This window comes from Candidatus Limnocylindria bacterium (assembly GCA_036523395.1).
Lineage (GTDB): Bacteria > Chloroflexota > Limnocylindria > P2-11E > P2-11E > CF-39.
Genome location: DATDEH010000102.1, coordinates 56,225 through 66,742, shown reverse-complemented (window position 1 = coordinate 66,742; position 10,518 = coordinate 56,225). Strand labels below are relative to the sequence as shown.

The following is a 10,518-nucleotide window of genomic DNA, read 5'->3' as shown; positions in this document are numbered from 1 at the left end:
TGTACCGAGGACAGCGCGTCTGCGTCGTGATCCCGTGCTACAACGTCGCGCCGCATATCGCGGGCGTGCTTTCCGCGATGCCGGACTACGTCGATCAGGTGGTCGCCGTCGAGGACGGCAGCCGCGATGACACGCTGAAGTCGCTCGAGGCCGTGAAAGACAAGAGGCTCGAGGTGCTCCGTCACGACCGTAATCGCGGCGTGGGAGCTGCGATGCGCACTGGTCTCACGCGCGGGGCCGAGGCCGGCGCGGACCTGCTGGTCAAGGTCGACGGGGACGGTCAGATGGATCTTGCCGATCTCGCGAAGCTCCTCGACGCGCTCGTCGACGATCCGCGCTCCGGCTACGCGAAGGGGAACCGGCTGTTCGATCAGAAAGCGCTCTCCAGGATGCCGCGCCTGCGCTTCCTCGGGAACTTCGTCCTCACCTTCCTCACCAAGCTCGCGTCCGGCTACTGGTACGTCGTCGACCCCCAGAACGGCTACCTCGTGATCCGGCGCGCTGTGTGGGACCGGCTCGATCCGGACCGCATCAGCGACGGCTATTTCTTCGAGAACGACATGCTGGTCTGCCTCAACATCCTTGACGTCCCGGTGACGGACGTTCCGATCCCCGCGCGGTACGGCGACGAACGCTCGTACCTTCGCGTCCGGCGAGTGCTGTTCCCGTTCGCGTTCCTGCTGCTCCGACGCACGTTCTATCGCGTCTGGGCGAAATACATGCTGCGCGACTTCTCTCCGATCGCGTTGTTCCTGCTCACCGGACTACCGCTTCTCGTTTGGGGCGTCCTCTTCGGCGCGTACCAGTGGTGGAGCCATCTGCAGCAGGGCATCGCCACGCCGACGGGCACTGTCATCGTTGCGGTGGTACCACTCATCCTCGGATTTCAGCTGCTGCTGCAGGCCCTGGTGCTCGATATCCAGAACAGTCCGCGAACGCGCCGCTAAGTCGCGGCCGTCAACGCATCACTCGTAGTGAGTCAGGACGAACGCGCGCGGTAGCGGGAACCGTGGGAGGTACGTGCGCGCCGCGATGCGCCACTCCGTGACCAGCACGCGATCGATGTCGAAGATGTTGCGGTGGTGGTACTCGTTCTTGAAGCCGGCGAGCGCGCGGCCGAGCTTGTAGAGCACCGTCTCGGTCGGTCCGCTCACGATGAGCCGGCCGCCGGGGCGCAGCAGTGAACGGAACTCGCCGCTGAGGTCTTCGAGCTCGTCGGTCTCGACGTGCTCGAGCACATCCAGCGCGAAGATGCAATCGAGGGTCGCCTGATTCGCGGCGGTCCACTTCGGGAAGTCCGGCACGCTGACGAACTCGACGTCGATCGCGCGCGCAGCCGCCGTCGCTCGGCTGGGCGCGAGCTCGATGTCCGTCGCGACGATCCGCTTCGCCACCGCGGCGAGGGTCGGCAGCAGGATCCCCGAGCCGGTGCCGAAGTCGAGGACCGCCGCACCCGCTGTAGATCGGCGAACCGAATGGCGGTGTCGAGGCGCTGCCAGAACAGCCAGCGGATCAGCGGATTCGGATGCGCGTACGACGGCACTGCCATCTCGGCGCGATCCGCGGGCGCGAGGGCCGCGGTCGCGGCTCGCAGTTCCGCGGCGGAGACTCGCACCGCCCTGAGGAGAACTCTGTTGGTCATACCGCTACCACGTCACGTCCTGGTCCTCGGTCACGCCCGCCAGCATGTTCACCCGCCGGGGTCGTCCAAGTGCGTTGATCGTGCCGCTGAACGTCCCCACCACCTGGACGAAATGGCTGCGCACGAGGCCAAGGTCCCGATCCTCGCGGTGCTCGCCGATCGGCTCGAACACGAGATCGACGGATCCGTCGTCGCTGGAGATGCGCCATGGTGCGCTCCTCGCCACAGGGTCGAACTCGAACTTGACCCGAGCCACCGGGACCGCCGCGCCGTCGACCCAGATCACGTTCTCGGACGCAGCCTCGGTGTCGTTGATGCCGCTGACGAAGTTGAAGGCCACGCCGCCACCCGAGTCCCGTCCCGAGGCGAATGCCCAGCGCCACCTGGTGTGTCTCGCGAGAAGACCGTTCGTGTAGTCCAATCCTCCGAAACCGCCGTCGAGCGGATACGTCCGGTCGCCGACGCGAACGGTTCCTCGCGCCGGCATGAGCGCCGACTTCTGCGTGACATTGACCGTCCCGCCGGCCACCGGAGCTACCAACGAAATTGGCGTCGGAGCCGCTCCGGCGTCCAGCTCGGCGTCGATCGAGAGCTGACCGACGCGCGCTCGGATCACGTAGATCTCCGATCCCCGTGGCCGCGATGCTCTGATGTTCAGTCCCGGCCACGTGAAGCGCGCATCGGCGCCCTCGTTGGGCCGGTCTGCCACGCGTACCGAGATCCAGGGGACACCGAGCGCTCCCCGATCGCAGAGCAACGTCCGCGTCTCGATGTCGGCCACGATCAGGAAGCCGTTCGCCGCGTACGACGCGTCAACGATGGCGGAGGCCACGGCGATCTGCGGAGTCGAGATCATGAACCAGAGCCATTTCTTCCGATGCGTGTACCGATACAGCGCGCCCCGGCGCCACTCATCCCGCAATCCGCTGAGGTCAATGAGTCCGAGCGGCCCCCGGTATGTGCCGAACCTCGGTGTCCCACGCTCGTCGATGACGGAAGGCGGTGGCGACTTGAGCGGGGTGGCGACTGGGCTGATCACGCCGACACTCTGCTCCTGCCCGTCAGGACGATGTACCCCCACAACATCGCTCCGGTCACGACACCCACGCCAGCCTTCACCGCTTCGCTCGCGCCGCTCGGTGAAAGGAAACCCTCGATGAGACCGGCGACGCCGAGCACGGGGATGACGAGCAGCATCACGCGCGACGCCTGCGCGCTTCCGAGCCGCAGCGCGTCACGGCGCGACCGCTCGCCGGGTCGCAGGATCGCCCATGCGAGACGGAGTCCCGCGCCGCCGGAAAGAAAGATCGCCGACAGCTCGAGCACGCCGTGACCCGCGATGAAAGCGAGCAGACCCCCGGCAAGACCGTAGCCCTGCACGACGGCGAAGATCGTGCCGAGCATCGCGCCGTTCTGCGCGAGGCCGTAGATCGTCAGTGCGCCCGCCGTGAGTCCACCGGCGAAGAGCACGATCGCGACGCGAACGTTGTTGACGATGATCAGCGGGCCTGCGATCGGCCGGAAGCCCTCGGGGATGTCGGTCCAGAGCTGCCGCTGCGCGAGCTGTTGTCGCGTCTCTTCGGACAGCGCGTTCGCCGCGACGTCCGGCAGGAGCAATCCGACGATGTACAGGACGACCGCGAAGACCATGAAGATCGCGAACGCCGCGCCGGTCCACGGGAGATTCGCCCGGACCGTCGCGGGCAGCTCCTGGAGGACGAAACGCCGGAGCCGCCGGCCACTCGTCGGTGCCTCGCTGTAAACGAGCGCGTGCGCCGCCGCGACAAGGACGTTGAGCCGCTCGGTGGCGACGTCGCGCCCGAAGTCGCGGCGCGCGATCGCGAGGTCGCTGGTGGTGACGCGATAAAGGCGCCCGAGCTCGACGACGTCGTCGGCACTGAGGCGAGCGACGCGCCCGCGGGCCGCGCTGACGAGCTGCCCGAGCCGCGCCCACCGTGCGCGGCGGTCTTCGATGAAGCGGTCGATCGTCACGGGGCGAACGTACCATGTGGCTCCGCGTCCTCTCCGTGGCACTCCGGTCTCGCTATTCGTCGCGATCTTTCTTCTGTCGTTCGCCGCACTGCTCTTCCAGTTCGTCCAGACGCGCCTCTTCAGCGCGATGCTCCACTACCACCTGACGTTCCTCGTCGTGAGCGGCGCGCTCCTCGGCTTCGCGGGCGACGCTCGCCGCGCCGCTCGAGATCCGCGTCGCGATCGCGGCGCTCGCCGCGCTCGCGGTCGGCATCCCGCTCGGCACGATCTTCCCGCGCCTCGTCGCGATCGTTGCGAACCCCGCCCCCGTGAGCTGGGTATGTTCACCGCGCTCGGTCTCGTCGCGGTCGTGTGTTACGCGACCGCGGCGGCGTTCGCGCCCAGGCCGCGAACGTAACATGCCCCGATGGCCGTCTCGCTCGGGCGGCTCGAAGTCGAGACCGCCGATCACGTCGTCCTCCGCTATGACCTGGCCGGTGGTGGGAACCGCGGGTTCGCCGCCCTGGTCGACTTCGTCCTCGCCACGCTCATCTTCATCGGCGCGTTCTTCATGTTCAGCCTGTTCGCTGGCGCCGTCGGCTTCCAGTCGGCGGGGCCGTACTTCGGGATCGCGCTGCTCCTCACGTTCGCGATCGCGTGGAGCTACTTCATCCTTCTCGAGTGGCTCGGCAACGGACAGACGATCGGGAAGCGCATGTTCGGGCTTCGCGTCATCGCCGACGACGGCGCGCCCGCGGGCTTCATCGCCGTGCTGGTCCGCAACCTCATCCGCGTCGTCGATTTCCTTCCAGGTTTCTATGGCTTCGGGCTGCTGGCGATCGTGGTGTCGCCGCGCTCGCAGCGTCTCGGTGATCTCGCCGCGGGCACGTTCGTGGTGCGCGCGCCGCGACCGCGGCTCGACTACTTCTCGCTTCGGACGGTGACGCCGCTCGGCGCCGGCGCGCAGGTCGAGGTCCGTGGGCTCCCTGGTGAGGCGCAGCGCCTGGTGCGCGAGTTCGTTGCGCGCGAAGCGAAGCTCGCCCCTGACCACCGCGCGCGCGTCGCAAAACAGCTCGCGGATCGCCTGCGCCCGTACGCGCGGGATGTGGACACCGGGCTGAACGACGTGGAGCTGATCCGCGCCATCGCACGGTCGCTCCGGGCGAGCGCCGGAGACCGCTGACGGACGTCATCTGGTTCGGGCTGCTGGTGGTCGGCGTCGCCGTCCTTGGGACCCTGGCCGGCGCTGGCCGCAGCCGCGAGGACTTCAGGGCACGCGGGCGCTTCGACGCCGCCTTCGAGCAGGAAAGCCGCCGCACGACCCACGGACGCCACAGGGATGCTCCTGTGCCGCTCCTGCGGCGCCGGCGCGTCCGAGCGGGCCGGACGGTGTCCGCGCTGCGGCGCGTTGCTCTAGATGGCCCCACGGGGTCAGCACCTCCTTAAACTTGTAAGGTGACAACCACTACCCATCCCCCTGGGGAGGGGGTGGCGACCCTCGACCGCCGCGACCTGGCGATCACCGGGATGACCTGCGCGTCGTGCGTCGCCAACGTCGAGTCGGCGCTGCGCGGCGTGAGCGGTGTGAAGAGCGCTGACGTCCATCTCGCGACCGAGCACGCGAGCGTGCAGCTCGACCCGACGCGTGCGGATCTTCCCGCGCTGGTGCGCGCGGTCCAGCGCGCGGGTTACGGCGCGCTCGCACTCAGCGGTGATCGGAAGGACCGCGCCGTCGTCGAAGACCGCGAGCGCGGGGCGCGGCGCGCGCAGGTCGTATCGCTACGACGCCGTCTCATCATCGCGGCCGTCCTTGGCTCGCTCGTGATGATCGTCTGGATGGCCGATCTCGTGATCGGCGGGATCCAGCCCGAGCCGTGGCGCGCGTACCTGATGTTCGCGCTCGCGACGCCGGTGCAGCTCTGGGCAGCCGCGCCCTTCTATGCGAACGCGTGGGGCGCGGCCCGGCATCGGCAAGTGAACATGAACACGCTCATCGTCGTCGGGACGACCGCCGCGTACGGGATCTCGGTCGTCGCGACGTTCCTACCGCAGATCTTCCTGGGCGCGGCGCTCGAGCCGGATCAATACCTCTATTACGGGACCGCGTCCGCGATCGTCACTCTCGTACTCGCCGGTCGCTACCTGGAAGCGCGCGCTCGCGCTCACGCCTCGGATGCGATCCGTGGCCCGCTCGCGCTCGGCGCGAAGCCGGCCCGCGTGCGACGTCCGGGCGGACTTGAAGAGGACGTGCCGATCGATGAGCTCCAGGTCGGCGACGTCGTCATCGTTCGGCCCGGCGAAACGATCGCGACCGATGGCCTCGTCATCGCCGGCGACTCTGCTGTCGACGAAGCGATGCTCACGGGCGAGTCGATGCCGGTGGAGAAGGGCGCGGGTGACGATGTGGCTGGCGGGACGATGAACACGAGGGGCACGCTGCGCTTCCGCGCGACGCGTGTCGGCGCCGACACGGCCCTCGCGCAGATCGTGCGGCTGGTGGAGGAGGCGCAGGGTTCGGAGGCGCCGATCCAGCGTCTCGTCGACCGCGTCGCGTTGGTGTTCGTCCCGGTCGTGCTCGGGGTGGCGACCGCCGCGGCGTTCGCGTGGTGGGTCTACGGTCCCGAGCCGCACTTCGCCTATGCGGTCACCGCGTTCATCGCGGTCCTCATCATCGCCTGTCCCTGCGCGCTCGGGCTCGCGACGCCGACCGCGATCATGGTGGGCACCGGCCGTGGCGTGACGCGCGGCATCCTCATCAAGAGCGCGCAGGCTCTCGGGATGGCGGAGAAGATCGACGTCGTCGCCTTTGACAAGACCGGCACGCTCACCGTCGGGCGGCCCGAGGTCGTGGACTGGGTGACCTGCGCGGACATCGGCGAGGAGGAAACGCTGCGGCTCATCGCGAGCGCGGAGGTCCAGTCGGAGCATCCGCTCGCCGCCGCCCTCGTCGAGCACGCGCGCGCAAAAGGACTCGAGCTACGCGAGCCCGAGACCTTCGAGGCGATCGCGGGCAGCGGCGTCCATGCCGTGGTGGACGGACATGACATCTGGGTCGGCAACGCCGCGCTCGCTCGCGCGCACGGGTTCGCGGGTCTCGGGGACGGGATGCTCGCGCACCACCAGGCCGAAGGGAGGACGACCCTCGTCGCGACGATCGACGGACAGCCCGGCGCGGTCCTCGCCGCCGCGGACGTTCCGAGGGCTGGGGCGGCCGACGCGATCAAAGAGATCCAGGCGCTCGGCGCGCGCACGCTGCTCATCTCCGGCGACACGCCGCGCACGGCGGAAGCGATCGCGAAGAAGCTTGGCATCGATGACGTTCGCGCCGAGGTATGGCCGGAGCAGCGGGCGAAGATCGTCGCGGATCTTCAGGAGCAGGGGCACCGCGTCGCGATGGTCGGCGACGGCGTCAGCGACGCGCCCGCGCTGGCGCGTGCTGATCTCGGTATCGCGATCGGGTGCGGCACGGATGTCGCGATCGCGACCACGGAGATCGTCCTCGTGAGCGGCGATCCGCGCGGCGTGCCGCGCTCGCTCCGCCTCGCGCGGCGCACGGTTTCGACGATCCGCCAGAACCTGTTCTGGGCCTTCTTCTACAACGTCGCGCTCATCCCGCTCGCGGCCGGCGCGCTGTACCCGTTCACCGGCTGGTCGCTCTCGCCTGTGCTGGCCGCCGCGGCGGTGGCGGTCTCCTTCGTGACCGTCGTGTCGAACTCGCTGCGCCTGCGTACCGTATCCATCGACAAGTGACGCTCACGCGGCTTCGCCATCTGTGACAGGGGCCGCGCGCGGCCAGGCCAACGCCGCTGTGCGCCAGCTGCTCATCCGCACGCGCTGACGCGCGCATCTACGCGACCGTGAGCACCTGCCGAGGCTCCGGGATCCCCTTGAGTGTGTGTACGCCGCGATCCGTGAAGTTGATGCCCGAGCCGGCGACGAGGTCGCGCACCGTGCTCGACGTATAGACCTCGCCCGGTCCGGCGAGCGACGCGATACGTGATGCGGTGTGGACCGCGATGCCGCGGATCGCGGTTCCGGCGAGCTCGACCTCACCGGTGTGAACGCCCGCCCGTAGCTCGAGGCCCAGCTCGCCGGCGGCGCGCTGGATAGCGCGCGCGCACCGGATGGCGCGGGCCGGTCCGTCGAAGCGCGCTAGCAGACCGTCGCCGGCCGTGTCCACTTCGACGCCCGCGAACGCGACGAGCTCCCGGCGCGCGAGCGCGTAGTAGCGCTCGAGCAAGTTTCGCCACACGGCGTCACCGACCGCGGCGACGCGCTCGGTCGAACCGACGATGTCGATGAACAGGATGGTCGCGAGGACGCGGTCGCTCGCCGTTGCGACCTGGGCACCGGTTATGAAGCGCTCGAGCTCGGCGGCGACGTCTTCCCAGATGTCCCAGAAGAGGTGACCGTAGCCGGGGAACTCGCGGAAACGCGCGCCCGGTATGAGCGTCGCGGCGTATCGAGCAGCATCGACCCACGCGTCCGGATCGTCCGTGCGGTTCATGACCAGAGTCGGCGCCTGGATCGCCGGGAGGACCGCGCGCACGTCGATCCGGGCGTTCATGCGGCTCAGCGCAATGCGCATCGCGGGCGAGGCGCTCGACTCGCGGCTCCTCGCGAACGCGGCCACGAAGGCGGGATCTTCGTGGACCTTCCCGAACCACCGCTTCAACGGATCATCGAGCACGAAGGGCTGCGGTCCCCTCGCCTGCGACTCCTCGATCGCCCTCTCCCTCTCTTCGGGCGTCGGTCCCCATGGATAGTCCGGCGCCCGCGTCCACCGCGGCAGCGCGCCCCACAGGGTCATCGAGCGGGTGCGGCGCGGATGGGTGGCCGCGAAGAGCATCGCCATCGAGCCGCCTTCTGACACGCCGAAGAGATGCGCGCTCTCGCTGCCGGCGCTGTCAAGGATCGCGCGGATGTCATCGGTGCGCTGCTCGAGCGTGGCCGCCGTCGCCGGACGGTCTGATAGTCCCGTGCCGCGCTTGTCAAAGCGGATGAGCCGGCAGAAGCTCGATAGCCGCTCGATGAATCGCCCGATGTAGGGGTTCTCCCACGCGAGCTCGAGGTGCGACGTCGCGCCAGGCGCCCAGATCAGGTCGACCGGGCCGTCGCCAGTGACCTGATAAGCGATGAAGAGCTCGCCGCTCTTCGCATATTGGACGGGTGGCGGCACGGCGGAAGTCTAGGGGGCTCGGACGCCCGACGGCACATCTGTTCGCGTATTTGACACTCCCACCGCAGGGCGATGGAATGGACCCGCATGGCCACCGCAGAACAGACCTTTCCGGTCGCGCGACCCCGTTACACGGGCATCCTCGAGTGGATCACCACCGTCGACCACAAGAAGATCGGGGTGCTCTACCTCTTCACGACGTTCTTCTTCTTCCTGTCAGGGGGTCTGCTCGCGCTCGCGATGCGCACGCAGCTCGCGACCCCCGACGGCACCGTGCTCACTGCGCAGCAGTACAACGCCGCGTTCACGATGCACGGGACGACCATGGTCTTCCTGTTCGTCGTGCCGGTCTGGACGGGTTTCGCGAACTTCATCATCCCCTTGCAGCTCGGCGCGCGCGACATGGCGTTCCCGCGCCTCAACGCGCTGTCCTACTGGCTCCTGCTCTCCGGCGGTGTGATCCTCTACTCGAGCTTCATCGTCGGTCCGCCCGCATCGGGCTGGACGTCGTACGTTCCACTGTCGACGAAGCCGTTCTCGCCGGGCTTCGGCCAGGACCTGTGGATCATCGGCCTCACCGTCCTCGGGTTCTCGTCGATCTTCGGCGCGCTCAACATGATCGTGACGATCTTCTCGCTCCGCGCGCCGGGCATGACGTTCCATCGCATCACGCTCTTCGCGTGGAGCGTCCTCGTGACGAGCTTCCTCCTGGTGCTGGCGATGCCGTTCCTCACCGTCGCGGGCGTGCTGCTGCTCTTCGATCGCATCGCGGGGACGAACTTCTTCGGCGTTGGTGAGGGCGCCGATCCGCTCCTGTGGCAGTACCTGTTCTGGTTCTTCGGGCACCCGGAGGTCTACATCATGATCCTCCCCGGCTTCGGAGTGATCAGCGAGGTCCTCCCGGTGTTCTCGCGGAAGCCGATCTTCGGCTACAAGATGATCGCGTACGCGTCGGTTGCGATCGGCTTCCTGTCGTTCGGCGTGTTCGTCCATCACATGTTCGTCGCCGGCATCGACCCGGCGCTGCAGATCTTCTTCATGTCGTCGACGATGCTCATCGCGGTGCCGACCGGCGTGAAGGTGTTCTCGTGGCTCGGCACGATCTGGGGCGGGTCGCTGCGTTTCAAGACACCGATGCTTTTCGCGCTCGGCTTCCTCGCCGTGTTCACTATCGGCGGCATCTCGGGCGTCTTCCTCGGATCTGTGCCGGTCGACATCCAGCTGTCGGACACCTACTACGTCGTCGCGCACATCCACTACGTGCTCGTCGGCGGCGCGCTCTTCTCGTTCTTCGCCGCCGCGTTCTACTGGATCCCGAAGATCACCGGGCGGATGATGAGCGAGCGCCTCGGGACGATCCAGTTCCTGATCTTCTTCCTCGGCTTCAACCTCGCGTTCTACCCCATGCACCAGCTCGGCATCGAGGGCATGCCCCGCCGCACGTATCACTACGTCCAGTCCCCCGAGTGGGGTTTCCTGAACCTCGTCGCGACGATCGGCGTCTACCTCATCGCGCTGTCGATCCTGGTCTTCATCTTCAACTTCGTGAGCAGCATCGTGATGAAGGGCGGCAAGATCGCGGACGACGACCCGTGGGAGGGCGACACCCTCGAATGGGCAACGAGCTCGCCGCCGCCTGTGTACAACTTCGCGCGCATTCCGGTCGTGCATAGCGCACGTCCGTTGAAGGAAGACGTGCCCCACTAGGGAGCACGTCGAGAGAGTC

Annotated in this window: 9 protein-coding genes; 5 read left to right on the top strand and 4 right to left on the bottom strand. The window is 68.0% G+C overall.

The genetic code is table 11. From position 1 onward, the window contains the following. Positions 1–947 (top strand): glycosyltransferase family 2 protein (locus VI056_13100; GenBank protein ID HEY6203963.1); only part of this gene is annotated, 947 nt, incomplete at its 5' end. Between the two features lie 18 nt (positions 948–965). Here VI056_13100 and VI056_13095 read toward each other — a convergent pair. From VI056_13095 to VI056_13085, 3 genes are all read right to left on the bottom strand, one after another. Further along, a complete protein-coding gene (locus VI056_13095; protein ID HEY6203962.1) occupies positions 966–1,499 on the bottom strand; it encodes a class I SAM-dependent methyltransferase in 534 nt (177 codons plus the stop codon). A gap of 147 nt (positions 1,500–1,646) precedes the next feature. Continuing rightward, positions 1,647–2,681, bottom strand: a complete 1,035-nt coding sequence (locus tag VI056_13090) for a DUF2804 domain-containing protein (protein ID HEY6203961.1) — start codon at positions 2,679–2,681, stop codon at positions 1,647–1,649. Next, positions 2,678–3,634, bottom strand: a complete 957-nt coding sequence (locus VI056_13085) for a stage II sporulation protein M (GenBank protein ID HEY6203960.1) — start codon at positions 3,632–3,634, stop codon at positions 2,678–2,680. Before VI056_13085 ends, VI056_13090 begins: the two co-directional genes overlap by 4 nt. A 16-nt stretch (positions 3,635–3,650) precedes the next feature. Here VI056_13085 and VI056_13080 point away from each other — a divergent pair, with 16 nt between their 5' ends. The 3 genes from VI056_13080 (at position 3,651) to VI056_13070 (ending at position 7,363) form a co-directional block, all read left to right on the top strand. After that, positions 3,651–4,031 (top strand): hypothetical protein, encoded by a 381-nt coding sequence (locus VI056_13080; GenBank protein ID HEY6203959.1) that lies wholly within the window; start codon positions 3,651–3,653, stop codon positions 4,029–4,031. A gap of 9 nt (positions 4,032–4,040) precedes the next feature. Beyond that, the gene (locus tag VI056_13075) at positions 4,041–4,796 is read left to right on the top strand and encodes an RDD family protein (protein ID HEY6203958.1); all 756 of its coding nucleotides are present in this window, start codon (positions 4,041–4,043) and stop codon (positions 4,794–4,796) included. 272 nt (positions 4,797–5,068) lie between these two features. Next, on the top strand, positions 5,069–7,363 hold the full coding sequence (locus VI056_13070) for a heavy metal translocating P-type ATPase (protein ID HEY6203957.1): 2,295 nt from the start codon (positions 5,069–5,071) through the stop codon (positions 7,361–7,363). A gap of 97 nt (positions 7,364–7,460) precedes the next feature. On the opposite strand, the gene VI056_13065 is transcribed toward VI056_13070, so the two are convergent. Next, a complete protein-coding gene (locus tag VI056_13065; protein HEY6203956.1) occupies positions 7,461–8,792 on the bottom strand; it encodes an alpha/beta fold hydrolase in 1,332 nt (443 codons plus the stop codon). An 87-nt stretch (positions 8,793–8,879) separates the two neighbouring features. Between VI056_13065 and ctaD the strand changes: the two genes are divergently transcribed. Continuing rightward, positions 8,880–10,499, top strand: coding sequence for a cytochrome c oxidase subunit I (ctaD, locus tag VI056_13060; GenBank protein HEY6203955.1), 1,620 nt, complete (start codon positions 8,880–8,882; stop codon positions 10,497–10,499). Positions 10,500–10,518: the final 19 nt, after the last annotated feature.